The sequence below is a fragment of the Aquimarina sp. AU58 genome (assembly GCF_900312745.1).
In the GTDB taxonomy this organism is placed as follows: Bacteria; Bacteroidota; Bacteroidia; order Flavobacteriales; family Flavobacteriaceae; genus Aquimarina; species Aquimarina spinulae.
Genome location: NZ_OMPD01000014.1, coordinates 3,321,038 through 3,347,641, shown reverse-complemented (window position 1 = coordinate 3,347,641; position 26,604 = coordinate 3,321,038). Strand labels below are relative to the sequence as shown.

The 26,604-nt window shown below is 31.0% G+C and carries 32 protein-coding genes; all 32 read left to right on the top strand.

The genetic code is table 11. The features are described from left to right. The first annotated feature begins 19 nt into the window (after positions 1 to 19). The 32 genes from DK441_RS25975 (at position 20) to DK441_RS25820 (ending at position 26,248) form a co-directional block, all read left to right on the top strand. Positions 20 to 586 (top strand): hypothetical protein, encoded by a 567-nt coding sequence (locus DK441_RS25975; RefSeq protein WP_109853445.1) that lies wholly within the window; start codon positions 20 to 22, stop codon positions 584 to 586. A 191-nt stretch (positions 587 to 777) separates the two neighbouring features. Then, positions 778 to 1,650, top strand: coding sequence for a hypothetical protein (locus DK441_RS25970; RefSeq protein WP_109853444.1), 873 nt, complete (start codon positions 778 to 780; stop codon positions 1,648 to 1,650). 92 nt (positions 1,651 to 1,742) lie between these two features. Further along, the gene (locus DK441_RS25965) at positions 1,743 to 3,206 is read left to right on the top strand and encodes a helix-turn-helix domain-containing protein (protein ID WP_109853443.1); all 1,464 of its coding nucleotides are present in this window, start codon (positions 1,743 to 1,745) and stop codon (positions 3,204 to 3,206) included. 212 nt (positions 3,207 to 3,418) lie between these two features. Next, the gene (locus DK441_RS25960; RefSeq protein WP_109853442.1) at positions 3,419 to 3,994 is read left to right on the top strand and encodes a hypothetical protein; all 576 of its coding nucleotides are present in this window, start codon (positions 3,419 to 3,421) and stop codon (positions 3,992 to 3,994) included. A 146-nt stretch (positions 3,995 to 4,140) separates the two neighbouring features. Next, positions 4,141 to 4,785 (top strand): hypothetical protein, encoded by a 645-nt coding sequence (locus DK441_RS25955; protein ID WP_109853441.1) that lies wholly within the window; start codon positions 4,141 to 4,143, stop codon positions 4,783 to 4,785. A gap of 66 nt (positions 4,786 to 4,851) precedes the next feature. Next, positions 4,852 to 5,421, top strand: coding sequence for a hypothetical protein (locus DK441_RS25950; protein WP_109853440.1), 570 nt, complete (start codon positions 4,852 to 4,854; stop codon positions 5,419 to 5,421). Between the two features lie 259 nt (positions 5,422 to 5,680). Further along, complete coding sequence (locus tag DK441_RS25945) at positions 5,681 to 6,460, top strand: hypothetical protein (protein WP_109853439.1); 780 nt, start codon at positions 5,681 to 5,683, stop codon at positions 6,458 to 6,460. A 251-nt stretch (positions 6,461 to 6,711) separates the two neighbouring features. Next, positions 6,712 to 7,419: a type VI secretion system tube protein TssD gene (gene tssD, locus DK441_RS25940; protein WP_109853438.1), complete on the top strand. Its 708-nt coding sequence runs from the start codon at positions 6,712 to 6,714 to the stop codon at positions 7,417 to 7,419. A 1-nt stretch (position 7,420) separates the two neighbouring features. Beyond that, the gene (locus DK441_RS25935) at positions 7,421 to 8,659 is read left to right on the top strand and encodes a hypothetical protein (protein WP_109853437.1); all 1,239 of its coding nucleotides are present in this window, start codon (positions 7,421 to 7,423) and stop codon (positions 8,657 to 8,659) included. A gap of 10 nt (positions 8,660 to 8,669) precedes the next feature. Next, positions 8,670 to 9,371, top strand: a complete 702-nt coding sequence (locus DK441_RS25930) for a hypothetical protein (protein ID WP_160112290.1) — start codon at positions 8,670 to 8,672, stop codon at positions 9,369 to 9,371. A 94-nt stretch (positions 9,372 to 9,465) separates the two neighbouring features. Further along, on the top strand, positions 9,466 to 10,380 hold the full coding sequence (locus DK441_RS25925) for a GyrI-like domain-containing protein (RefSeq protein ID WP_109853435.1): 915 nt from the start codon (positions 9,466 to 9,468) through the stop codon (positions 10,378 to 10,380). Between the two features lie 165 nt (positions 10,381 to 10,545). Next, positions 10,546 to 10,872, top strand: a complete 327-nt coding sequence (locus tag DK441_RS25920) for a metalloregulator ArsR/SmtB family transcription factor (protein WP_109853434.1) — start codon at positions 10,546 to 10,548, stop codon at positions 10,870 to 10,872. Between the two features lies 1 nt (position 10,873). Further along, the gene (locus DK441_RS25915; protein WP_160112289.1) at positions 10,874 to 11,329 is read left to right on the top strand and encodes an SRPBCC domain-containing protein; all 456 of its coding nucleotides are present in this window, start codon (positions 10,874 to 10,876) and stop codon (positions 11,327 to 11,329) included. Between the two features lie 52 nt (positions 11,330 to 11,381). Next, on the top strand, positions 11,382 to 11,927 hold the full coding sequence (locus DK441_RS25910; RefSeq protein ID WP_109853432.1) for an SRPBCC domain-containing protein: 546 nt from the start codon (positions 11,382 to 11,384) through the stop codon (positions 11,925 to 11,927). 27 nt (positions 11,928 to 11,954) lie between these two features. Further along, on the top strand, positions 11,955 to 12,455 hold the full coding sequence (locus DK441_RS25905; protein WP_370444338.1) for an SRPBCC family protein: 501 nt from the start codon (positions 11,955 to 11,957) through the stop codon (positions 12,453 to 12,455). Between the two features lie 38 nt (positions 12,456 to 12,493). Beyond that, positions 12,494 to 12,940, top strand: a complete 447-nt coding sequence (locus DK441_RS25900) for a DUF1801 domain-containing protein (RefSeq protein ID WP_109853431.1) — start codon at positions 12,494 to 12,496, stop codon at positions 12,938 to 12,940. An 80-nt stretch (positions 12,941 to 13,020) separates the two neighbouring features. After that, complete coding sequence (locus DK441_RS25895) at positions 13,021 to 13,383, top strand: DoxX family protein (protein WP_109853430.1); 363 nt, start codon at positions 13,021 to 13,023, stop codon at positions 13,381 to 13,383. Between the two features lie 32 nt (positions 13,384 to 13,415). Then, positions 13,416 to 13,868 (top strand): aminoglycoside 6'-N-acetyltransferase, encoded by a 453-nt coding sequence (gene aac(6'), locus DK441_RS25890; RefSeq protein ID WP_109853429.1) that lies wholly within the window; start codon positions 13,416 to 13,418, stop codon positions 13,866 to 13,868. Between the two features lie 157 nt (positions 13,869 to 14,025). Next, positions 14,026 to 14,418, top strand: a complete 393-nt coding sequence (locus DK441_RS25885; protein ID WP_109853428.1) for a biotin/lipoyl-containing protein — start codon at positions 14,026 to 14,028, stop codon at positions 14,416 to 14,418. Between the two features lie 192 nt (positions 14,419 to 14,610). Beyond that, the gene (locus DK441_RS25880) at positions 14,611 to 15,699 is read left to right on the top strand and encodes a fatty acid desaturase (protein ID WP_109853427.1); all 1,089 of its coding nucleotides are present in this window, start codon (positions 14,611 to 14,613) and stop codon (positions 15,697 to 15,699) included. Between the two features lie 124 nt (positions 15,700 to 15,823). Then, positions 15,824 to 16,495 carry an SIMPL domain-containing protein gene (locus DK441_RS25875; protein ID WP_160112288.1) on the top strand — a complete coding sequence of 224 codons (672 nt, stop codon included), beginning with the start codon at positions 15,824 to 15,826 and terminating at the stop codon, positions 16,493 to 16,495. 85 nt (positions 16,496 to 16,580) lie between these two features. After that, the gene (locus tag DK441_RS25870) at positions 16,581 to 16,862 is read left to right on the top strand and encodes a hypothetical protein (RefSeq protein WP_109853425.1); all 282 of its coding nucleotides are present in this window, start codon (positions 16,581 to 16,583) and stop codon (positions 16,860 to 16,862) included. Between the two features lie 3 nt (positions 16,863 to 16,865). Continuing rightward, positions 16,866 to 17,114, top strand: coding sequence for a hypothetical protein (locus tag DK441_RS25865; protein WP_109853424.1), 249 nt, complete (start codon positions 16,866 to 16,868; stop codon positions 17,112 to 17,114). 200 nt (positions 17,115 to 17,314) lie between these two features. Continuing rightward, complete coding sequence (locus DK441_RS25860; protein WP_109853423.1) at positions 17,315 to 17,821, top strand: HXXEE domain-containing protein; 507 nt, start codon at positions 17,315 to 17,317, stop codon at positions 17,819 to 17,821. Between the two features lie 184 nt (positions 17,822 to 18,005). Next, the gene (locus tag DK441_RS25855) at positions 18,006 to 18,719 is read left to right on the top strand and encodes an RHS repeat protein (protein WP_109853422.1); all 714 of its coding nucleotides are present in this window, start codon (positions 18,006 to 18,008) and stop codon (positions 18,717 to 18,719) included. Positions 18,720 to 18,888: 169 nt separating this feature from the next. Further along, the gene (locus DK441_RS25850; RefSeq protein WP_109853421.1) at positions 18,889 to 19,338 is read left to right on the top strand and encodes a hypothetical protein; all 450 of its coding nucleotides are present in this window, start codon (positions 18,889 to 18,891) and stop codon (positions 19,336 to 19,338) included. Positions 19,339 to 19,543: 205 nt separating this feature from the next. Continuing rightward, positions 19,544 to 21,109 carry a GIY-YIG nuclease family protein gene (locus DK441_RS25845; protein ID WP_109853420.1) on the top strand — a complete coding sequence of 522 codons (1,566 nt, stop codon included), beginning with the start codon at positions 19,544 to 19,546 and terminating at the stop codon, positions 21,107 to 21,109. 163 nt (positions 21,110 to 21,272) lie between these two features. Then, positions 21,273 to 21,941: a hypothetical protein gene (locus DK441_RS25840; RefSeq protein ID WP_109853419.1), complete on the top strand. Its 669-nt coding sequence runs from the start codon at positions 21,273 to 21,275 to the stop codon at positions 21,939 to 21,941. A gap of 193 nt (positions 21,942 to 22,134) precedes the next feature. Further along, entirely contained in the window at positions 22,135 to 23,568 is a 1,434-nt protein-coding gene (locus DK441_RS25835; protein WP_109853418.1) for an amidohydrolase family protein, read from the top strand. Positions 23,569 to 23,731: 163 nt separating this feature from the next. Further along, entirely contained in the window at positions 23,732 to 24,199 is a 468-nt protein-coding gene (locus tag DK441_RS25830) for a hypothetical protein (protein ID WP_109853417.1), read from the top strand. A gap of 293 nt (positions 24,200 to 24,492) precedes the next feature. Next, the gene (locus DK441_RS25825) at positions 24,493 to 25,284 is read left to right on the top strand and encodes an AraC family transcriptional regulator (RefSeq protein WP_109853416.1); all 792 of its coding nucleotides are present in this window, start codon (positions 24,493 to 24,495) and stop codon (positions 25,282 to 25,284) included. Positions 25,285 to 25,360: 76 nt separating this feature from the next. Further along, positions 25,361 to 26,248 carry a DUF5050 domain-containing protein gene (locus DK441_RS25820; RefSeq protein WP_109853415.1) on the top strand — a complete coding sequence of 296 codons (888 nt, stop codon included), beginning with the start codon at positions 25,361 to 25,363 and terminating at the stop codon, positions 26,246 to 26,248. Positions 26,249 to 26,604: the final 356 nt, after the last annotated feature.

Genomic DNA, 26,604 nt, shown 5'->3' with positions numbered 1-26,604 from the left:
TGTAGCTAATCAGAAATAAATGCTAGGAATTCCAAAATACGAACCAAAATTTCACATTACTGCGGAAAGTTTTAATAATGAATTTAACAAAACTCTATCTCAACTTATTGGAAAAAGAATTGAACGATTTTGGATAATGTGGAATACAAAAGAAAATGAATGGTTAACGGACGGACCAGTTGTTCTCCAAATTGACGGAAAAAGATTTGAATTTACCGCTCATCAATTGGATGAGTTTAGCTTGACAATAAATTCTTTTGAATTGACCGATAAGTTGGACTGGTATGGAATGGGAAGTGAAATGCCTTTAATCTGGAAAGAAAACGGCAAATCCGAATTGACTAAAAACCTTAATAAGCCGATAATCGGAATAAATATTTTGGAGTACAACTTTGTTAGTGAGTTGGTAGAAAGTGGAAAAAGACATGAAACTGGTAATATGCTTACTGGAATTGAATTCGTATTTGAAAAGGAGAATGAATCGGATGAAAAAAACTTCTTTTCAATTTTCAACAATCTAGACCAAAATGGAATGGATAACATAGAAATACAACAAGAAGATCAAATAAAACGGGTAAAGATATAACTAGCTACAACAATATATATGTGCTCATAGCAACTAGGTGATCAATCGAATGGTTGTTGTATTTTTGGTAAGGCGCAATGCTTGCAGAAAGTAAAAGTTAGCAACCAATGCGCAGAAAAATCGAAAAATTGGGTAACATTTGCTCTGCTACGACACATATATTAACCGTTAGCACCAATTAGAGAAAAAATATGAGTTACGACTTAAATTTTTATAAAAAAACAACTGATTCTATTTCAAAGTCTGATATTGAAGGATATTTAAACCGATTACCTAATGTGATAAATGAAAGTGGAACTCAATGGTTTTATCAAAATAAAGAAACAGGTGCATATTGCACTTTCGAATATTACGAATTGGATGAGGAAGACGAAGATGTCGAGGAAGAACACTTCAACGGTTTTGAAGACACGAAATTTGCATTCAATATCAATTTTATAAGACCTCAGTTTTTTGGAAAAGAGTGTTTTCCCTTAGTTGACAATTTAGTAAAAGAGTTAAACCTATACATATTAAACCCTCAAGGCGATGCTGAGCCAAAAAAATATGAAAAAGGGATGCTTGAAAAAGAATGGGGAGAATCCAATTTAAAATTTGCTAAATCTAATTTTGAAGAATGGGGATTGAGTTACCTTGAACTAAATAAATCAAATTATTCTTGGGAATTCAGTAAAAATAGAAACTCATTACAGAATTCACTTGGAGACAGTTACTTTGTACCTGGTATTTATTACGTCAAAAAGAAAGATAGTAATATTGTTAATACATTAGCCGTTTGGCCAGAGCACATTCCATATACTTTACCGAAAGTAGATTATATTCTGGTTCAGAAAAAAATCAAAAAATTATTCAGGACTAAAAAGGAAGATGGACTGATAAAATACTCTGAATTAGTTTCTAAACTTGGTCAGTTTTTTGTTGACGAAAAAGACTATAAGGTAATTCACCCTGAAAATGCCAATAAGATTTCGAAGTTATTTAATGAGCTTCCTCTAATTGGGAGTTTTGAAAATTTTGGGGAAGGAATTGCAGTTGATAAATTTGTAAATATTAACGATAAATAAAAGGTGCTAACACTATATAACAAAACATAGTTGCCCTTTGGGACAACAACGTTTGTTATATTTACCGTTAGCTACCATTTGAAAACAAGCCTATGAATTACAACCCATTTGATAAAAAGGATATTTCAGAACTAAATATTGAAGACTTAAAAAGCCTTTTAGAAAATGAGATAGGTGAAGGATGGTATATTGAATATAAAAGAGATGTTCCCAAATTAAAATCAAAAAAACTTGATAATATAAAAATTGCAAAATCAATATCATCTTTTGCAAATACAAAAGGTGGCTGGGTATTTTGGGGGATTGATAGTGATGATAAAAATAAACCTACATCTTTAAATGGTTTTGACATATCAGAACACAGAAATTTTGAAGACCAGATTTCACAGATAATTAATGCCAATATAAGTCCAAAACCATATTATCATTTTAAAAAAATAGATTTAGAAAACGGTAATATAATACTAGTAATAAAAGTAGATGAAAGTCCAACTCCTCCATATATTACAAGCCAAGGAGTTATCTACCAAAGAGAGAATAATGAAAGTAAGCCAATTAAAGATAGGTACATCATTGAAAAATTAAATGAAAAAACCAATGACTATTACGAAGCAATTGAAAGGTTTTCTAACTTCAATCTCCCAGAAACAAAAGGGCAATCTGATTGGAATCAAACATATTTAGAATTATATCTATTTCCAACACCATTTGATAATTTTACATTTAAAAAATTCTACTCCTCAGATTTCTTTAAAAATGTTGCGACTAGGTTTTATCAAAATGTAGATATTAATCTAAATATTGATAATGCAGACAGTGTAATTCCATTAAATCTTGGTTTTAATAGTATCTATAGTTCAGAAGGTTCTTTAATTATAAGACCTTTAAAAGAAAATAATCTAATTTATAAATCAACTACTGTAGAACTGTTTGAAAATGGAAATCTTAAATTTTTAATACCATTGTATGAGTTTGATTCAAGAAACATTCCTGAGCGTTATAAAAATTCTAATACTATAAATTACCTCTTAGACAAATACAGTCCAAATGAAACAGTAGAACAAACTAGTTATGGTGGATTTGGAATGCCTATGCCTCCACCAAATAAAGACTTACCTCCAATAACCAGAAGAAGAGAAACTGACTTTGTTAATCACATTAAATTTATTGATGGAATGGAGTTGATTTTGACAATACTAATTATTGTTTCTAAATATAAAGCTGTATTAAGTGACAATCAATTTGATTTTGAATCAAAAATTGGTTTTAGAGCTAAAATTACAGACTGTTGGAGAAAGTTTGTGTTTTTCGATAACGAAGATTATTTAGAAAAGTTGAAACTATATAATATTCCTTTGTCGCCGAAAAGTGAAATAGAAATTCCTGATTTCAAAAGCGGAAATGCTTATTCAGCTAATCTTTCGGAAGATAGCGCGTATTTTCAAATAGCTAAATTCATTCTTGAAGGAATAGGTTTACCTGATTCACAAAGTATAAATTTTAGTGAAATAATAAAAAAAGGATTAGAACGTTTCGAGTCTAAAAACGGTAGCTAACAACGTATAAAAATAATAAGGGTTAAGTGCCAAACCCAAATTTGACACACAATAACAAAGTCCGCCAAATTTTCAATTTGACGGTTAAACGAAAAGAAAATTAACGGTAAAATTGTAAATTTGGCTAAGTGCTAAAACCGAAAAGTAAGTACATTTTAATCCCTTACTATTCTTATACAAACCGTTCTACGCAATTTGACCAAACCAAGAAAATGAAAGTAAAATATCAAAATTTCGTAATTGAAATAACCAATGAATCTGATTTGGAATCAACGGAACTTGGTCAGAAGTTTAAGAAACAATATCCAGCCGATTTAGGGATTGAATTGGAATATCAACCTTCCTCAAAACACGGAATTCAAATAACAGAAAACGGAATTGAAAAGTGTAGCGTATTATTATTGGAAACTGGAGGAGCAACTGGAATTTCTGAAAATTCGTTTCTAATAAAAAATGACCGAATTTACATTTGTTGTTCTGACCAATTATACTCTCTGAATTTAGCGGATTTATCAGCTAATTGGAGAAATCAATATGACGTTGCTACTTGTTTCGGAATTTACGAATTTGACGATGATTTTATTGTTCACGGAGAAATTCAAGTTAGCCGAATTGATAAAAATGGAAAAACTAAATGGAATTTTAGTGCGCGAGATATTTTTGTAAATCCAGATGGGAAAACGGAATTTAAAATTATAGAAAACAGAATTGAATTAATAGATTGGGAAGGTTATAAATACGAACTGAATGCCGACGGAAAAATATTAACGGAAATAAAAACTGCGTAGAACAACGTGTATAATTCATTGCTAGTACTCGCCTACTTACGAAAATCCTCGCGGATTTTCTATTCGGTTTGTATTTGCTAATTTAGTTGCTGAAACACGCAACGAAATCATACACAAACACGTTACCACACATTTGAAAAAAACTAATGGCATTACCAGAACATTCAAAAATAATTAACAAAGTTGCTCGTGGAATTTTCAAAGAATATGGAATTGAACGCAAAGGACAATCTCGTACTTGGTTGGACGATAAATATTGGTATACCACAATAATCGAATTTCAGCCATTTAAAGACAGACAAGGGACATGTTTGAATGTTGGAATAAATTTTCATTGGTACGAACAGGAATATTTTTCGTTTGATATTGGAAATCGTGAATCGGATTTTATTGATTTTAAAAACGAAAAACAGTTTCAATCCGAAATGGAATCTTTGACAGAAAAAGCACTTAAACTGACAATCGAATTACGAAATAAAATGTCAGACTTAAAAAGTGCTGAACAGACTATAATAAATCACAAATTTGCAAGCGACAATCTTTGGGGAAATTATCATCGAGCAATTATCTGCGGACTGAACAACGAACCGAAAAAATCAGACGAGTATTTTAATGAGATATTAAAAAACGATTTTGAATACAATTGGCAGAAAGAACTTAAAGAAAAAGTAGAACAACTTAAATTTGATTTAAATAATCTTGACGGCTTTAAAGCAAAAGTCAATGAAACAATTGGAATTACTCGAACGAAAAAGAAATTAAAAGAAACTGAAATAAAAAACATGTGGTAACAATGTATATAGCGCATTAAAACGCGCCATATATTTAACGTTAGCAACAAGTAAAATCATTCCTTAATGAACAAAATCAGCATATTTAGAACATTAAATACTGAATTAAAATATCATTCAATCAAAGAATATATTGGAATGGAAATTCCTATTGATATTTCGAAAAAAGGAGAAGAAATTGAAAATGAAATAAAATCCTTGATAGAAGAAAACTTAAACATTAAGGTGAAATCTACAAAAGGAAACAACATTGAAGGAACTATTGCTAAATACGGATTATTAGATATCAGCTTTGAAATAGAAACAGATTATAAATCCGATGAAAATAAAGGAATTCAAATCCTAAAAGAAAACGGATGGATTGATAAGGAGAATTCTGACGAGTATAAAGACGAAGATTTTTTTGATGAAATTATAGAGGAAATAAAGAAGAATAAAGATTATTTAAAAATCAATGCAACTGTTATTGGACAAAAAAAGAGTTGGTTTAGAGAAAAGTCTTATCTCCTCCAACAAATGGTGAAAGGACAAAAAATCAATCCGTTACCAAAAGATAGAATTCAAGTATTTAAAATTAATGATATGTGTTTTACAAACTATTCTGGAATTTGGCTTTGGAAATATTTTTATATGTAGGAAAAAAAACCAGTTGCTAACACGGTGTATAAAACATAGCTAATAAGTGCTTAACCAAAAGGCTTGTGTATATTTATAAAGTCCGCCAAATTTTTAATTTGGCTTTTAAAAAATGATAAATTAAAAACAAAATATAAAAATTTGGCTCTGTGTTAATTCGAAAAGTTAGTGTCTTTTTGCACGCTACGTTTCATACACAAGACCGTTGTGTGCAAGTTGAAGAAGACCAACGGCAAAGAAATTGACAAAAAACTGAAATATGAAATGGATTAAAACCATAACCGACTTAAAAGAGCATATTTTCAGTAATAAAGAAAGAGTTTCGAATCGCAAAGCAGAAATTTCTAACGAAAAACCAAGGGTAATCTATTCCGAAATTTGTAAAAAGATAGGAAACAAACTTTCACAGTTTGGTTTTACATATTATCCAAGCCAACATAAATTAAAATTGTTTAGTGAAGATAAAGAATATTGTCTTGAAGTAAAATTCTCTTCTAGTCCTGATAATAAGGCCAATCAATATATAGAATTAAAAGGTTCATTCAGCGTATCATCAAAAGGATTAAGGAAATTTACAAAAGCAAATCCATTGATAGATTATTGGAATGGAACAATAATTGGAAGAGATTTAGGAGTCTTAATAGATAATGATAAAGGTAACGCAATTTGGAATTTAGCTAACAGAAATGATTATGAATTAGCGCTAAAAATAATTCCCGAAATCTGCAAGAATGATTTGATTAAATATTTTGAGACAATACAGAATAATGAGATAGTTACTAAAGATATACTAAAGGGAGATTTTGATTTAGGAAGACCATCTGCAACTACTCAATATCTTTTATATCACAATGATAAAAAAATTGCTGAAAAATACTTATCAAACTATCTAAAAGTCAAAAAAGAATTGATAGATGAAATCTACACAGAATCAAAAGCGAAAATTAAAAATGAAGGCATACCTGACTTTTTTGCTATGGGACATTATGGATATGAAGTAGCATTACTTGAGGAAGTTTATGAATTGAATTTGAAATAAAAACCTGCACACAACAATACCTATAATTAATGCGGGAGCGAGTGCTTGCCAAAATGTTTGCTGATTTACATTATCGCAAAAGCTTTTTCCCTATTTTTATCCTAACAAACTAAAAAACAGCTCAAAGCTTTTACTTGTGCTTGCTTGAAATTCGCTGAATTTCCGCGCCGCACTAATCATAGCCGAGACGTTCTAAGCCATTAGATCAAAATAATTTATAAATTTGAAAGACTCTTAAAAACCAAAAAGATATGGGCATTATTGCCAAACTATATGCCGACGGACAAATATATAACGTACTCCAAACAGAACAAAGTATAATACAGCGTAGTGATGAGACAGGACGACCAACTTCCAGACCTTTTCATACAGGGTTAATAGCTGTAATCGAATCTACAAAAGATACCTACTTTTTTGAAAAAGCGATACATCCCACGCAACAAATTCAAGAAATCATTCTGGAATATACCAATAGTATTCTAGGTGGTAGAACTCGTAAGATCAGGTTTATCGATTGTCACGTAACCTTTGACCGTACCGATTTTAAGGCTAACGGTAGAGAATCACTTACGGAAACCCTTATAATCACTGCTGCAGGGATCGAAGATTCACACTCCAGAGGAAAATATACCACTCCATGGCGAAAAACAGAATTTCTGAGTGAACAAGTTCCTGTTACGGTTAGAGAAGAACAAGAAGCCGAAATTTTAGAAGCATATTGGATGGATGAGCATATGGAAAATCGAATCGATACAACTGTTTTTACAAAAAAAGCAACCTTAATTGTAAAAACAGCAAATATAGCCCCAGGTGAATCCGTTCAATTAAAAATTAGGAGAAAAGACAATCAATCACTAGGTAAAAAAAAGTACATCATGTATCAAGGAGTCGTAAACGAAGAAGGTCAAGCAGAAATGGAGCCTTTGGAATTAGATGAAAACTGGATAAAAACCAATTAAGATGATGAGTGAAATCGAATTAGTATTTGACGTAGAGGTAGCAGGCGTTCAAAGGAGTTTTGAAAATCAAGTTTTAAGGGTAAGACCTCCTGTGGAATTGTTTGCTAATGATGTACAATTAAATAGTAGAGATGAAGCCGCAGAACGCTTTATTCCTATAACTTCCGAACCTGCAATGCCAATTATCACAGTAGCTAACAACCAAGATGACCAAATTAGGGGAAGACTAAAAATTGAGTGCATAAAAAATTATGATGGTCAGGTAGTAAGAAAATGGTTAAATTATTATCCGGAAGAAGAAAACGATGAAGTTCAAACACAAATTATTAATGCCCATGATACATGGAATGTTGATTTTGGTAATCATATTCGTGGAGGTATAGCTACTTTTGAATATGTAAATGGTGATGCTGAATGGAATGATGAAAATATACAAACTTTTGTGTTTTACTTAAGAGGTCAAAATCCTAATAGGGATGATGTTATTTCTTACATACAAGATGAAGGTTATGACGATCAATATTGGTTTTTGATAAGATTAATAAGACATGAATCAGCGACTGGTAATTCTAATGAATTTAGGCAATTTAATATAGGAACGAACTATACTGTAAATAGTGTACGAGGATTACCAAACTTTGGTCCTCCAAGAGGTTATGGTTTAGGTCAAATTGACAACTTTGGTAGATTAGTTAATGGATATTCTCAATTAACCAATCAACAACGTGAACAACTTGGCTTGTCAGATGTTGAAAGAGGTGAAACTATAGTTGATGATCAAGGACGCACCATCGATTGGCAAGGGTATATTATAGCATCTGACAATCAAGTTTGGAATTGGAAAGAAAATGTGGATACTGTAATCACATTTTTAGATATCAAAAAACAAACTATTATCAATAAATATAATGGATGGGTTAACAATGCCAACAATTGGAATAATGCACATCCCAATGATTTAGTGGAACAATACGATGATCAGATAGAAGGTGATATAACTTTTAGTAGTATTCGGAGTTATATAGATGGAGTACCAACCACTGTGAATGAATATTTTAATGAATCTGAAAACTCCGAAACAACAAAATCTTTTATTGATGCATGTTTGATTAGGTATTATAATGGCGGTTACTATCATAGATTAAGAAGAAATGGTAATCAAAAACCTTATTGGCAAATCGATAGAGATTCTGAACAATCAGGATTTTATGTTGAACATATTTGTAGCCAAGATGAATAAAAATCGTATTATGAAATACTTATTATATTTTTCATGCTGTATAATCATAGCCTGTTTTTCTACTAATAAGGATCAACATAAGGTTTCGGATAAAGACAATACTCCCGCCTTTTCTCACACTGAACCGGTAGATATTTCTTCATCAAAATCCAATGATAGCATTATTTGGAATGACCAAAAAATAAAATTATACGCTCATCATGAGATGATTGAAAGAGGAGAAGAACAAATAGTAATATTCAACGAAAAGACAGATACTTTGCTAGTATTTAATCATGAAGATGGAGGTAGATTGACATTCCCTTTCATAGTAGGTATCAAAGAGCAGTTATTTGTCAATTTTTTTGAAGTTTGGGAAGGCAGTGGTTTTTCAAGTAAAAAAAGGTTTTATCACCTAAATAGCAATAAAAACATACTGGAAGAAGTAAACGTTGTGGATCACATCGATATTCTAAAAAAAATAAAAAAAAAGTTCTCTATACAGGATAGTATTTATACCCGAAAAGGTGAGTTGTACAAAGATTTTTTGTTTGATAAAAACTGTTTTAATTCAAAAGGAGAGTTGCCATTTACACTTATTATATTCAATCAGTCCAATCCAGATTTAAATAATGGATTAGAGGGATTTAAAAAACTAAAAGGAGTTTATAAGTTTGAAGAAAAAAACAATGAATACTTTTTAACTCTTAAAAACTTGACCTTAGAAAATTAAACGGCTTAGAACAAGCTATATAATTAATAGCTACCCTATCGGGATAGCTACATAATCATATAGCAATCGTTAGCTGCCAGTTGGAAGAAATACAATGATTCACAATGAGTACAAATACAGAATAAATAATGTAATTGATCATATTGAAAAGAATTTGGACAATGATTTTTCGTTGAACGAATTGGCAAAGATTTCCAACTTCTCAAAATTTCATTTCAGCAGAATATTTCAAGGCATCACAGGAGAGACACCGTTCCAATTGATACTTCGACTTCGATTGGAAAAAGCTGCATCGCTCTTGATTCACGGAAATGACTCAATCTCTGACATAGCTTATAAATGCGGATTTAAAAGCCTACCTGTGTTTTCAAAAAACTTCAAGTCCCATTTCAATGAATCGGCTACTTCGTTCCGAAGGAAAAATAGCAATTTGAATAAAGTGAATAGCACTAAGGATAAAGCCACCGAAACACCTTCCATTTACATTTGTAATCAAACGAAATCAATTAAATGGAAAATAGATATGAAGAACAACGAAAGCATTGAAATCAAAGAATTACCAAATATACCCGTAGTATATTTGAGACACATTGGACCATACCAAGGAAACGCTGAATTATTTGAAAGATTATTTAGTAAACTGTTCGCTTGGGCTGGGCCAAAAGGACTGCTGGACAATGGAGATTTTCAAACTGCCATTGTTTATCACGATGACGTAAATGTTGCAGATAAAAGTAAATTAAGAACAAGTGTCTGCTTGACTGTACCGGAAAATACCAAAGTTGATGGAGAAATCGGGAAAATGGTACTTGAAAAAGGAAAATATGTTGTTGCGAGATTCACAGTAAAAGCCGAAGAATTTCAAAATGCTTGGGATTGGCTAATGGGAAAATGGTTTCCAACAAGCGGATATCAACCAGATGACAGAGCTTGTTTTGAATTGTACCCAGAAGAACCCGAAAATAGAATTTTTAAGGTAGACATTTGTGTACCTGTTAGAAAATTGTGAAGGGAATTGATAAAAAACAGCTATTGCTTATCCATAAAACCGTTAGCTTCAATTAAGATAGACCTCTCACCTAAGTGTAGTAACATCTCAATTTCAGAGTAAAAAAGCGAAACTATTTGTGTAGCTAAATGACTTCGCTTATATTTGTAGTTAAATGACTTCATAATGAAATTAAGGAGAGATATTTTTCAAGCGATTTCTGACCCAACTCGAAGGGCTATATTGGTAATGCTTACTTCTCAAGCAATGACGGCAGGTGCGATTGCCTCAAATTTTGATGTAGCAAGACCAACAATATCCAAACACATCCAAATATTGAACGAATGTGAACTTGTTGAGCCAAATCGTCAAGGACGGGAAATTTATTATGAATTAAAAATTGACAAAATGAAAGAAATTGACAAGTGGTTGGAGCAGTTCAGGCAATTTTGGGAAAACCGATTCCAACAATTGGATGATTTACTTTCAGATATACAGCAAAAATCAAAATAACATGAATACAAAACCACTCATTATAAAACACGAATTTGACGCACCTGTAGCACTGGTCTGGAGGGTCCTTACCGAGCACAACCTATTAAAGCAATGGTATTTCGACATGTCCGAATTCAAGGCCGAAGTAGGATTTAAATTTCAATTTGATGGTAAAGGAAAAACAGGAGTTAATTATACGCACCTATGCGAAATCATAGAGATAATACCTGAACGAAAACTGAAACATACTTGGGCATATAAAGGCTATGAAGGTCAATCTGTTGTAACCTTTGAGCTCTTCCAAAATGGAAACAAAACCATTTTAAAACTCACTCACCAAGGTTTAGAAAGTTTGGCTGATTGCCCAGATTTTGTTCCAGAAAACTTTGCAGAAGGTTGGACATATCTAATGAAGAATGCATTACAAGATTTTTTGGATAGGCTTGAATCAACTGAAAAACATGACGCAACTTGACCCAATGTCCTTTAAAGAAACAGTTTATTAGTAGAGAAGATACTATAGTAGAATGAAACGAAAAATTGAATTTTTAAGCTTGGTACTTTTGACCTTTTTAGCTTGTAATTACAAAGCAAATAAATTGAGTACCCAACAATACCATGAGAATAAAATGAAAGAACTAATAATCGAAAGACAGTTTGATATTGAACCAGAAAAGGTTTATAGAGCATTTACAAATCCAAAAGATATGATTGTTTGGTGGACGCCTGATACTGAGTTTGATATTGACTTACGTGTAGGCGGACAGTACACAATAACCAGAGAAGAGAACGGAACAAAGTTCGTTATGACAGGAAAATATTTAGAAGTTGAACAACCTTATAGACTCAAATATACCTGTGGAATGCTTGACTTCTCACCTGTTATGGATACTATTACGGTTGAAATTCGAGCTAATGAAAATGGTGGCTCTCAATTGAGATTTATTCAAGTAGGCAAAGGCATTCACGAAGAAATAAAACAACTTCCTGAAGGAACTATTTCTGAAACTGAAAAAGGTTGGAACTACGGATTTGACTTAATGGAAAAATCTTGGAAAGAAAACAAATGGTAAAAGCCGACCGCACAACAGAGGAGGCCGTTGACTGTAGAAAAGCACTTAAAACCTCATGCTAAAATGAATGAAAATCAAAAACCAATGGTAGAATGCCAAATGATGGTAAGAAAACCAATCGCAGAAGTATTTCAGGCGTTTATTGACCCAAAAATCACAACCAAATTTTGGTTCACCAAGTCAAGTGGAAAGCTAGAAGAAAACAAAACCATTTTATGGGAATGGGAAATGTATAATGTTTCAACAAAAGTATTTGTAAAAGATATTGTCGAAAATAAGAGAATTTCTACTGAATGGGGCGACCCTGCTACAACAGTTGATTATGAATTTACTGCATTGACAGATGACACCACTTATGTTGTCATAAAGAATTATGGATTTGGCCAAACAGGAAATGATTTAATCCAAGTAATAAATGATAATACAGGTGGATTTACAACCGTATTGGATGGATTAAAAGCCTATCTTGAATTTGGAATCGAATTGAATTTAGTGAGAGACAAATTCCCTCAGATTAAGCAGAAATAATATTCAAAATGTTGCGAAATTTGTTTTAAACCATTAAGATGCCCGATTTACTAACTAAGGAAACCAATAACAGTATTACTGAATTTATCGATACAATAGAAAATTCTGTGATTGTTGAAGATAGCAAATTGTTATTATCAATTATGGAAGAGATAACAAAAGCAAAACCACAAGTTTGGGGGAATGAAAGAGTCCCAAATTTTATAATTGGATTTGGAAAGTCTTCGTATAAACGAAAAGGTAGCAACAAAGAGTTAGAATGGTTTAAAGTGGGGTTTAGTCCTAATAAAAATAAATTAACGGTACATCTTAATTTTAATCTTCAATATGAAGACAACTTACTTAATGAATTAGGAAAATTCAGGTCTGGAAAAAGCTGTCTTTACATAAGAAAGCTATCGGATATCAATTTAGATATTCTAATTCAGTTAATTGATAAGAGTATCCTTATACAAGAAAAAACCATCTATTACGGGCAAAACTAAATATGCTGTATTCAACGATACATGCGGGAATAATATTGAAATCACTGAGGAGTTATAGAACCCTCTTGAAATAAGAGATAATGAACACAATAATTTGGATTTTACAAGGATTGGTTGCTTTTGTATTTATGTTTTCAGGAATCAATAAAGCATATTTTGATGAAAAGACATTAGTTCAAAAAGGGCAAACAGGTGTTGAAGGATTCAATAAATGGTTTATCAAATTTATTGGGACATGCGAAATATTGGGTTCCGTTGCTTTGATTTTACCACTGTTAATCAATAAATGGGTTATTCTGACGCCAGTAGCTGCAATTTGCCTTGGGTCTATAATGATTCCTGCGGCTTTTATCCACAAAAAGAGAAAAGAACCAAAAAATATTGTTATCAATATTACAATTTTAATAGTTTGTGGGTTAATCGCTTATTTCAGAATGAACTAAACGGATGTTAACAAAATTCGACAAATAGAAAAATGGAACAAATCGGATATGTTGATTTTGAAAATAAAGACTTTGAGCAGCTTGTAAAAATAAGCCATAAACTTTGGACCGATTTTGAAGAACAAGAACTTGAAAACCTCTTGAAAGAGACTGCTAGGTTGAAAAAGAACAAAATTCTTTTGGCTAAAACAACAAATGGCGTTAGTATTGGATTTTCGATTTTCTCAATTAGGACTGACTATGTGGAGGGAGCGGATAAATCACCGACGGGGTATTTAGAAGGAATTTATGTTGAACCGGAATACAGAAAAGAAGGTATAGCGAAAGAATTCCTGAAAATTGGTGAAGAATGGTGTAAAGAAAAAGGTTGTACACAAATTGGGTCAGATACTTGGCTTACGAACAAAGAATCGAGAGAGTTTCATAAGAAGATTGGATTTTGGGAAGAAGATGAATTAGTACATTTTTTAAAGAATATTGAATAAAAATAATAACCAGCAGCTAACAATGGCTATAAGTAATTGCTCGTTCTCACCTATTTCTGAAAATCCTCACGGATTTTCAGTTCGATGTGTACTTGCAAAGTTAGATACTAACCTACGTAACTACTCATAGCCGAGACCGTTAACTAATTGAAATAAAATGATTAAATCACTAATTCAAAAACTTTTTACTCCCAACAAAAAACAGGATGAATTAATTGAAGAACTGAAAGCTATTCCAGGATTCATAACTAAAGAAGAGATTGAATTAGTAGGTAATAATCAAATAAAGCCTAATAAGTTCGTGCTAAAAAAGGGGGAAATATTACCTGTATTACTTCCTGAATTCGGGAATTTAAGTAATCTCAAGATTACTAAATGGTACTTTCAGACAGGAGATTTAGTGAGTGAAGGGAATGTAATATGTGAAATAGAGAATGGAAAAATCACAATGGAATTTGAAAGTATTGCGGATGGACGAATTAGTAGTATTTGCTTAACTGACAAAATTCTAAAAACTGGGGAGATGCTATGTGAATTGGAAGGAATATAATAAAACTAGTTACAACAACATATATGTGATCATAGTAGCTAAGTGATCAATAGATGGTTATTGTATATTTATTAAGGCGCAATGTTTACAGAAAGTTAAAGTTAGCAATCAATGCGCATTTTTTTGTCGAAAGTTGGGTAACATTTTGCTCTGCTACGACACATATATTAACCATTGGCGGTAATTTGAAAAATGAACAGCAGAAAATTTAAAAATTCTAAAAAAGAAAAAGAGTTCTATTCCACTTTGAGAAATAGAGTTCATTCTGAATTGAAAGATACTGAGTTTAAATATGGAAAAACTGACTTTTGGATAAAAGGCTTATTTTGGTTCACCATATCCTATGGGTCTTATTTTTTCCTACTTAATACAAATAATGGGATTACATTTTGGATAATGTATCTCATATTCCAACTTTCTGGATTATTAATTGGATTTAGTTTTGGTCACGATGCTTCACATAATACTGCTTTTAAAAATAAAAATGCTAATCAAATTTTACATTTTTTCAGCTTTTTAACAGTTGGTATTGACCCTTTACTCTGGGGATTAAGGCATATTCGTTCACATCATTTATACGCAAATGTTGAAGGAAGTGACATTGACATAGACAAAAATCCTTTTTTAAGACTTGCACCATCACATCCTTGGACTAAAAAGCATTCATTTCAGCACATATATGCACCGTTCGTTTATATGTTAGCATTACTTCATTCCGTTTTTATGGGAGACTGGATTTATCTATTCTCTGATGAGTATAATTGGATGAGAAAGGGAATAAAAAAAAATCAGTTGTTTTTGAGATATTTTTTATTTAAAATTCTTTATTTCAATCTTGTTTTAATAATCCCGTATATCGTAACTGACTTCTCATTCCTCCTAATATTTTTAACCTATGCCAGCACTTCAGCATTTACTTCTTTGATATTTGTTATTATGTTAGTCGGAACACACTTTTTTTATGAGGCAGAATATTATCAACCAGAAAATGACGAATTAGAATCGTCTTGGGCAGTACACCAATTAAAAACAAGTTGTGATTGGAATCCAAATAACAAATTTGCGCGATATTTAAGTGGTGGTTCAAATTGTCACGCAGCGCATCATTTATTTCCAAATATTTGTCATACTAATTATGATAGAATTAACGAAATTATTGAATTTACGACTAAAGAGTTTGGATTTCCTTATCATAAAAAGACATTGCCGAATATGATGGTGTCACATTTTAAACATTTAAAAAGAATGGGAGAAGAGAAAACTGCCGCCAACACCGTATAAAATTATTGCTGCTAAAAGCCTATTTATGAAAGTCCTCGCGAACTTTCTATCTGTGCTTTATTTGCTAATTTTAGTATTTACAATATGCAACTACAACGTTGTACGCAATATGAAAAAACACAAAATGAACAAAATAATATATCTATTCATATTAACTATCAATATTACATTTGCTCAAAATGGGTTTATTGAAATAGAAGTTAAAGATTCAATAAGAATAAAACCGATTAATTTCGAATATAACGTCCAAATAAGCGAATCCAAATTTAATAATCTTGAATTTGCTAAAACTTCTAAGGATTCTGCCAAATTTAAGATGCAAGAAAAATATAAGGAACTTGAATCGTTTCTTTTAAAGAAAAAGTATAAAATTCGCCCTTTAAATAATTCTGAATACCAAATCCACGAATATGTAGGATTTTGGAAATTAGGATTTGCGGTTAAATTGAAGAATTCTAAAGAGTTAGAAGAATTGACAACTGAATTAAAAACTTTAGATTACATAACAGGTTCGATTGGAGAAATAGAATATGGAAATTCTGAGTTATACGAAAAAAGGTTGTTTACAAAAATTTTAAAGAAAGCAAAAAGAAAAGGACAAATGGTTGCAGAGCTTATTGGACAAAAATTAGGTAAAATTGTAGAATTAAAAGAAGGAAAAGAGGCTGAGAATATAAGTGTAAATATTAGAGATGTTTACCTAAGCGCTCTACAACAAAAGAAATGGGATGTAAATAAAAACATCTTATTTGGTCAAGAATGGAAAACAGTAATTGTGAAATATACTACGGAATAATACTACGTACAATAGTTTGTATATTGCATATGCCGCCTTTGGCAGGCAAACGCAACATACAAGGAGCGTACTACATTGCTGAATAATGGAAAATCTCAAAGAAATACTGATTAAAGTAATTGAACTTCTTAATCAATCGGTGGAATCTGATTGGAGTCCATTGACGCCTAAAGAAGTAGTGAAAAACTTGGAAATTCAAATTTGCAAGTTAGAAAGAAATGAAAAAATAGATAAACATCTTTTACAAGTAGAATTTGCACCTACTTCCACAATTCAAGAAATTTCTATGGCAAATGGTTGGAATGTTGAGTATTTAAAGCTATCCTCAAAATTTGACGAAGAAATTAATAAAATCAACAAGAAATAATAAATGGAAGCTCCGATCTTGGAAAGTGAACAGTACTCTGAGCTTTCGGCCGAATTAAATACAGGAATTATATTGAATATCAATTTCAATCGATATATAGGAAATGAGGATGTTTTTCACATTTTTGAAACGTATGATTTAGCTATAGAATTTGTAGAGAAAAAGCTGACTGAAAGTTCTAATTATGAATTTAATATTTATAACGGTACAGGAGAATGTTTATTGACAAGAGATAAAAACACAAAAAGATAAAAATGCAGTACAACACCATATATAATGTAATAGCAGCAAAGTGATGAATCGAAAGGTTATGTTATTTTTGGTACGGCGCAATGCTTGCAGAAAGTAAAAGTTAGCAATCACTGCGCAGAAAAACTCAACGCAGAGGTAACATTTTGCCCTGCTACGACACATATATTAAACATTGGCGGTCATTAAACCCACCCTTAAAAATGGAATTGAATTTAAACACACTGATTACATTGCTTCCGTTTGCGTTTGCCCTTCACAATTTTGAAGAAGTATTGGGAATGGAAAAATGGACAAAATCAATTCCTTCTTTTATCCATAAACCTGTAACCACGAGACAATTTGGAATAGCTGTAACATTATTCACGATTTTAGGTTTTATCGTCACTTTCTCAAAAGAGCTTTATCTAACAGAAAAATATTACTACTCAATCATTACAGGGTTTGCAGGGATGTTGTTTTTGAACGTTTTCTTCCCTCACTTATTAGCTATGATATATTTAAGAAAATATGCACCGGGAATAATTACGGGACTTTTAATCAATCTACCGTTAACAATGGCTATTTTATTATTGGTAAAAGATTCCAAAATACTATCACAAGGACAGATAGCACTATTGGTAATCGCTGGTGGATTGATTGGAATTTTCTTCGCATTTATATTTCTGAAAATCGGAAAATTTTTAGATGTTAAAAAAGTAACTGAATGAAAAATAACGAACCGCCAACAAAGTATAACCGCAATTAAGGAGGGTTGGACTATGCTTCGACTATGCTCTGCACAGGCTAGAATCCACTTGGAATTGCTAAATGTAATGTTTAACTCGAAAATAATCGCTAATTTAACCCGTAACTGATGGTTATACGAGACCGTTACAAACAATAAAAATACTCATGAGAATAAAAAAAATATACGGACTTTTACTTATAATATTATTTTACTCTTGCTCAAATAATGATGATAATTCTACCTCTAATGTTTTCAAAAAACCTCTAAGTATTAAAGTAGAAAATAGTGCTGGCATCACTTCGGAGTATCATTTTTATTATTCTAATAATCTGATAACAAAAATCACCGATGAATCTGGGAATGATTGCAAATTTATATATGATTCAAATGATAGACTTATTAGTAGAAAATGGAATTCTAACATACAAACAAATTATTATTATTTAGGCAATCAATTATCATCAATTAAATCCAAACTAATAAGAGGTTACACGCGTGACATATATTTATACTATAATACCTTAAATCAAATAAATAAGTCTATTATAAATGAAAATAATGAATATGAAAACACTTATTTTTATAAATATGATGCAACTAACAGGTTGGTTGAAACTATTGATGAGTTTGGAGAATCGGAAAAATATAAATATGATAACTTTAACAATCCTTTTAAGAATGTTTATCCTCAAATGAATGAAAGTTGGCAATTTGGGTTTTGGATTAGTGGATTAAAGAATAATGTAATAGCTAATGATAATTTTTTTACAAATGAATTAACTTATGAATATATCTATGATTCTGACAACTTTCCAATTTTAATAAAAGAAAAACAATCTGGAACTGTGAATTATACTACAATTATTACTTATGAATAATAATTAAATAAGGTTAATTACTGTTTGTAACAATGGCTAAAAGTAATTGCTACCACTTGCTTTCTTCTAAAAATACGCAAGAATTTTCAGTTTGGTGTGCACTTGCAAAGTTAAGTGCTAACTCACGCAACTACTCATAGCCGAACCGTTAGAAATAGTTCTAAAATAAATGGACAAAATAGTATCCTTAATAATATTGAAAAGCGAATTTGAATTTAACGGATCTCAAGAAGAGTTAACAGAAAAAATAAATTCAAATAAAAAAATCAACTTTGAATGGTTTAATGATAATGAGTTTAAATTTTTATCCAAATTTTCAATTGGGACTCTAATGGTAACAGGGTTTAATCAATATATCGACGGAATTATGGGTTATGCAAAACTAACGGAATTGGACTCTGACAGAACTAAAGTAGAATTGAAAACCAAGGTACGAATCGAACTATATATTTTTGTAGGTTTCATAACTCTCTTTTACATTATTTTTTCTGTGTCTGGAGAAGATTTTTTTGATTTAAAACCTTGGTATTTGCCGCTCATACTTATTTGGTTTTGGTTTGTTTACAGGGTTCAAGAAAAAATTTTATTTTACATGTTTAAAAAGCATCTTGGAAAATAATAAAAACGCACTACAACAACATATATGTGATCATAGCAGCTAAGTGACCAATCGAATGGTGGTTGTGTTTTTGGTAAGGCGCAATGCTTGCAGAAAGTAAAAGTTAGCAACCAATGCACGGATTTATCCAAAATTAGGGTAACATTTTGCTCTGCTACGACACATATATTAAACGTTGTGCTTAATTTGACCAAAAAATAATAATTTGACATTTATATTAATACTATTAGCCTGTATAATCGGATATTTTCTGATCAAGTATTGGATTAAACTTATCAATTTTATATTTAAGCCAATCGAAAAAGCTCTTGAAAATAAACAAGAAAAAATCAAGACAAGACAAACCGAAATAGAAAAAGATAAGAAAGGGGTTTCTAACGTTAATCTTGGCGAATTTGACTTAAATGACTTTCCAGAACAAGATAAAAGTAAATCATTTTACTTTTTCGAATACAATAAACCTGATGGAGAGTGGATTGAAATTGATGAGCCAATTTGCAAAATTCGTATTGGAGAAATGAGTGGATTTACATTTAAATCGGCAAGTATTATAGCTTCTGAATCTGGAATTTTGGAACATACTTTGACTAAAGGAGATTTGATTTCAAATGGTAATGTTTTCTACAAACTGCATCAAAAAGGAGAATACAAAAATGAAAACTCGATAGAAAACTCTGAATTTAAAGAATACTTCAAAGGTTCGGATTTTAAACACTCTTTTGACAAATGGTTAATTGAAGATGGTTTGTTTGTAAAAGTTGGATACCCAATCTTTCAATTCAACGATTCTAAATATCAAAAACATATAAATTATTCAAAAAAGGCTGGTTTTATTCATCAAATCGACCCTCGAAAAGTTGTTCATTTGGACGACAACGAATTAATGTACATTATTAGAGATAATGATGAAAAAAGAATAAATGAACGTTTCATAAATAAGCCTAATATAATTAAAGACGAGTTTACCAATTCTACCATTATAAAGTGGAAAAAAGTTAGTTCAAGATTTCAAATAAGTGCAGGAGTTAAAACAAAATCGGACAATTTCATCACAGATTTTCTTTTTAGCTTTAATTACATAGACAACAATGACCAAATTCTATTTCATTTTGACCCAAAACAAATAAAACCAAAACAATTTGACAAGGTATATTTCTTATTTGAAAACGGAGAACAAATTCAGTTTGAACTAAATGAAAATCCAGTTTCATCAAAAAACCGTCTAAACGAGAAAATTTTAGAATACAAAGGTTTAATCACCCAAACGGAACTTGAATTATTTGCCAATTCTAACTTCAAAAAATGGAAAATTTCTTTGGTAAGTGACAAAAGAGAAATTTTGGGAGGAGAAATTGGAGGAGATGACTTTTATCCAACAAAAAACAATATTCAAATTGTAATCAAAAAATTCGCATCAGAATATATTGATTTGGTAAAAAAGACAATCCCAAATTATGAACCAACAGAATTTAAACAAGCAGAACCTGAAAAAGAAACTATAACAGACTTTTGCTTTGTTTATTTAATGCACGACACAAGTAACGGTTATTATAAAATTGGAATTTCAAATAGTCCAGAATACAGAGAAAGAACTTTACAAAGTGAAAAGCCGACAATTGAAATGATTGCTTCAAAGAAATTCCCAGTCAGAAAAATTGCAGAGAGTATCGAAAAGGCTTTACACAGCACTTATTCTGAGAAAAGATTAAGAGGAGAATGGTTTGAATTAAACGACAATGACGTTGAACATATAAAAGAAACTTTAAAATAAAAAACTAAGCACAACATTGGCTATAAGTAATTGCTTGTTTTCACCTACTTCTGAAAATCCGCGAGGATTTTCAGTTTGGTGTGTACTTGCAAAGTTAAGTGCTAACCCACGCAACTACCCATAGCCTAGACCGTTAGCAGCAATATAAAAATCGTATTTTAAATTGAGAATTAGGACAATCATACTTATTATAATTACTTCCTTATTTATTTATGGTTGTAGTAAAAAAATCGAATACCTTAATAAAACTGAGTCTTGTGAATTAAAACTATACGATGATTCTACGTACAAGTTCTCATACCCAACCTTTTTCGAAACAAAATCGGAAAAAGGTTTTTATGAAATTGGAAATGATAAAATAACTTTATCTCGAAAATCATATAATAAAATTGACAGCGTAGATATTGGATATACTTATTCTTGGAATGGAACAGACAAACCCGATTCGTTACTCTTAAGATTTAAAAACCTAAACAGGGAAGTTATTAAAGCAAAAATCAAATTTAATAGTTCTATTCAAGAATTTGAATCAAATGAACTTGGTGAAATTGATATTGCATACGAAAAGTTAGAAAATTTAGGAATTATAGAATCTAACGAGGTAATTAAAAACTATACTATCTATTTTGATAATAAAATTTATAGTCCAGATATGAGCTACTATTTGGATTCAAGAAGACCGCAAAAAATTGACTTTAAACTGAATCAATTCGTCGGAGAAGAATATGCTATTCTAAAAAGAGTTTATCGATTTGAGAATGACACTATATATATGAATGATATTTCCAGAAAAACGATTGGAAGAAATAATAAATTGACAAAACTGGAATAAAATAGCTGCTAACATGATATATGTGATCATAGCAGCTAAGTGATAAATCAAATGGTTCTTGTATTTTTGGTAAGGCGCAATGCTTGCAGAAAGTAAAAGTTAGCAACCAATGCGCAGAAAAATCAAAAATCAAGGTAACATTTTGCTCTGCTATGATCACATATATTAAACGTTAGCAACAATTAAATACAACATGAGAATAATAAAACGAATTCTTAAATTTATTGCCATACTTATTGGAATTTTATTAATAACAATGGTTATTATAATATTCGTTGATAACCAAAGTACCAATTACCTAAAAGTTGAAAATAATGAGTTTGCAAAAAGTAATTCCTATTTGATTACCAATGTAAATGTTGTCCCAATGAATCAAGACACTATTTTAGTCAACAAAATGGTATATATCAAAGATGGTATAATTAAGAACATTGCAGACAATATTGAAGTAAAAGATATTAAAATCATTGATGCGGAAAATAAATATCTGACACCTGGGCTTATAGACATGCACGTTCATATATGGGATAAATATGAACTTGGTTTATACCTATCCAATGGTGTTACATCTATTCGTAATTTATGGGGTATGCCAATGCATTTAAGACTTAAAGAAGATGTAAATAATGACGAAATTATTTCACCAATATTTTTCACAACAAGCCCTAAACTTACAGGGCCAGAGTTTTTGGGCGATGACAACTTACAATTAGTAAATCCAAGTGATGCAAAAGAAAAAGTAATTTCATATAAAAAAAGAGGATATGATTTTATTAAAACTTTTTATGGCTTAACCGAAGATATCTTTGATGCCATTATTGAACAGGCAAAGATTTCTGATATGGACATAGTTGCTCATCCTTCACAAAAAGTACCTTATTCCTATCATTTTAATCCACAAATAAAATCTATAGAACATGCCGAGGATATTATACAACAACCTTTAAACTATACTTTGGATACATTAAAATTAAAAGAAGTGATTAATGATTTTGCAAAATCAAAACATAGTTCTTTTAGTCCAACTTTAACGGTTTATAATAACATTTATCAAATGCTCATTGATGATAATATTTTAGAATCAGAGCGATTACAATTTATGAACCCTTTAATTAAAAAGGTCGATAGTAAAGCAGAATTTGAAAGGTGGTCTACTGCAAAATTAAATGATTCTTCTGTTGTTAATGCTATAAAAAAACAGCACGACTTTCATATAAAAATTATCAAAAAACTTCATGAGATTGATGTCACCTTTATTTGCGGTACTGATGCTGGAATAGGTGTAACAATACCTGGATTTTCAATTCATCAAGAGTTTTCTTTTTACAAAGAAGCAGGGCTCTCTAATTATGAGGTATTGAAAACAGCTACAGTAAATGCTTCAAAAACTCATTCAATTATGAATGAAATGGGAACTATTGAAATTGGTAAAATTGCGAACCTTCTATTAATAGACGATAACCCTTTACTAGATTTGTCAGTATTGCAAAACCCTTCGACTGTTTTTATAAAGGGAAGAAAATTAAATAGAGAAACCCTTGACAATTTTGAAAAACAAGCTAAAAATCGAAATAATTTGATTATTTCTGCCTTGAGATATGTTGAGTTCTTAATAGTTGAAAAATAAACTGTTGCTAACACCGTGTATAGTTAATTGCTCGAGAGTGGATAAAGAGTGTCACGGAAATTCTGCCGGATTTCTTATACGCAGTTCTTTTTTGCTAACTTAGTGCTCGAAGTAACTAACCATATACAAACTCGTTGTGCATCATTTAAAAAAAATATTAGAAATGAGCTTTTTATATTCTTTTAAAGTAAATAAAGTTGAAGAGAAAAAATTGAATCTTAAGTTTTATGTAACGAATCCTGACTGTTTAGCCTGGGGACAAAAATCAGTTGTAATGTTTAATCCAGATTTTTTTGCTCTAATTGTCTTAGTCGACCAGAATTATGACGATGAATTTGATGCTGAAGTTGACCCCGAATTCGAGTTACAAAAGGATAAAGCTCTAATTAAGAAAGTGATTAAGTCAGCCGTTGTATGTAATCGAATGAATTATCCTCCTCCAGAATATGCTTTTGATTATACCGATGATAATGAAGGATATAATAAATATTGGAGTATTAATAAAGAAAATAAAAAACTAGACCATCTGGTACAATTTGACTTACTTATTGAAGTTAATGAAAGTAGATATATATCTAAAGAATTTAAAGAGGGAATAATAATGAAAACAACGGCATTTGATCCTGGATAACAACATTTATTATAATATCCATTTACCTATAAGATAGTTATAATTTTTGTTGGATGGCTTCATAATCTGAAATAATCTTTATAATAGCTTATACAAAAAATAAAACGAAAAGATAACACTGTATAACAAATCATAACCGCCTACCGGCAGGTTACCCTTGTTATACTCAACATTACCAAACATATTAAAAAAAGAAGTCCAAATTCAAGAACTATTAAAATTATTAATACTGACAATCGTATCGCTAAATACTTTCTTTGCTCAAAAAAACAAGTACCTAATTGCAAATATAAATGATAGAAATAAACAAAGTAAAGACAACAAAACTATCAATGTTAGATGGTATTGAGCTAAAGTCTGCCATGTTCATCGATAAAAATTTCCCTTCGCATTTTCATCAATCTTGGAGTCTAGCTCATATAGAATATGGAAGCGAAAACATTGCATTTGACAATTCAGGTTTTTTGATCAGTAAGAATGCAATACAATTAATCCCTCCTCATTCAATTCATAAAAACTGGGGTAATAAAAACAATCCTTGGACTTATAAGGCTCTTTATATAAGCGATGATGTAATCAAAAGTATTTCAAAAAAAATAAATGCCGATTATTCTCACCTGGCAAGCTTTCCCTATTTTCTATCCTACTGTAACAGTGGGTTCTACATAAACGAAGCATCAATTTTTAAAATCATTGAAACCCTTTTTTTGGATACTTTGAATGACGATGAGCAATCATATTCTCAAAAAAATGCTAACGAACCTTTTGACGATATCCTTAATTACTTGTCTCTAAATTATAATCAATCAATCACTTTAGAAATACTACAACAAAAGTTTAAAGTGAATAAATTTAAACTACAAAAAAGCTTTAAAAAGAACATTGGTTTAACACCTTTGGAATATCTAACTACCATTAGAATAGAAAACTCAAAAAAGCTTTTTTATACAGATGTTCCTTTGGTAGAAATTGCACTTGAATCAGGGTTTTATGATCAAAGTCATTTTACTCATAGTTTCAAAAAATACGTTGGAGTAACTCCTGGTAATTATAAAAGGAATAGCAAGATTTTACAAGACTTGTAATTCTCTCAAGAAGTACATTTGCTTTCTTAATTAAATCAATGAGAAATCAACACATTTATAAATAAAGGAAAAAAACATGAAAGCTACAAAGTTATTAATATTGACATGTGTTTTATCGCTAAACACAATCTTTGCTCAAGAAAATAAGGAAAATGACAAATTTAAATCATCGTCCCATACAATTGCCTATACTTCAAAGGGAGTAGCAAAAATTTATTCAATCGATAAAGAAGGTAAATCAAATATTAAAAGTATAAATACGAAGGGTGATTACTTAGCGTTGTCTCCTGATGGAAAAACATTTGCTTTTCGAGTATATCATGATGACGGAAAGACTTGGTCTATTCATACAATGAACAGTGATGGTACGAATAGCAAACGATTAACTCATGCAAAAAACAAATGGGATAGTGCACCTGAATGGACTCCCGATGGAAAAAGAATTGCTTTTGCAAGAGAATATAAAGATTCGGAAGACGTTTGGCAGGCAGAAATTTGGATTATGAATCAAGATGGTAGCGAAAGAACTCAAATAGAATCACTGAAAGGCAGTAACCCTTATTTTACTCCAGATGGAAGAATAGTATTTACTTCAGAATACAAAGATAAAAAAGGTGAGATAAGCATAGCAGATATTGATGGCACCAACATTATCCATTTGACAGATAATGAAGCTGAAGAATGGCATCCTGAAGTTTCTACTGATGGTAAGCAAATCGTTTTTATGTCTAATAGAGATGGAAATTTTGAAATTTATGTGATGAATATTGATGGCTCTAATCAAAAACGATTAACATTTAATAATGTTGGTAATTGGCACCCATCCTGGTCCCCTGATGGTTCTAAAATAATTTTTTCATCAACCAACAAGGATAAAAAATCACATATTTATATTATGAATAAGGATGGTTCTTCAGTAAAAAAGATTCTCTCTCATGGTAGAAAAGCGACATTTCTGCGTTAGCCAGGACCAAATAATGAAGCCCTGCGGTTTCACCTAATGGTATGCAAATCGCTTTTATGTTGATATGGACGGAAAATATGAAATCTATAGATGGGTCTAATCAAAAACGGTTGACCCATAACACTGTTGAAGACTGGTATCCATCATGGGCCCCTAGACGATTCTAAACTGATATTTATGAGTAAAGTAGATGGAAAACCGAATATCTACATGATGAACAAAGATGGTTCTTCGAAAAAGAAAATTATAGAACATGGGACACATGCCGCATGGTTAAAAATAGCTAACTAAACAGGCACTAAGAGTTGATAAATCATGAAACAAATAAATCGGATAATAATTATACTCATGTTTGG